The sequence below is a fragment of the Bacillus cereus group sp. N6 genome, from assembly GCF_016483705.1.
GTDB classification, from domain to species: domain Bacteria; phylum Bacillota; class Bacilli; order Bacillales; family Bacillaceae_G; genus Bacillus_A; species Bacillus_A wiedmannii.
On sequence record NZ_JAEHBI010000306.1, the window covers coordinates 1 to 247 of the forward strand.

Genomic DNA, 247 nt, shown 5'->3' on the forward strand with positions numbered 1-247 from the left:
CCCGCCCCCCGCCCCCCCCGTGCTTATGAGCCCGCACCCGTCGCACTGGAACACCGGGAGTAACCGGGGGGTCTGGTATAACTGGATAAGCGGGAGTAACAGGCCCGACCGGTTTAACGGGATCACCGGGAGTAACAGGTCCAACCGGTTTAACGTGTAGCAAATAAAGAACTGCACCAGCCGAAGAAAATACGCGAGGAGATCTAGCTGGTCGACGGATCATTAAAAAAAAAAGGGGGGGGGGGGG

1 pseudogene is annotated in these 247 nt (G+C 58.3%); it reads right to left on the bottom strand.

The features are described 5' to 3' along the window. Positions 1–247, bottom strand: a pseudogene (locus JDS99_RS31775) (hypothetical protein); the annotation flags it as partial.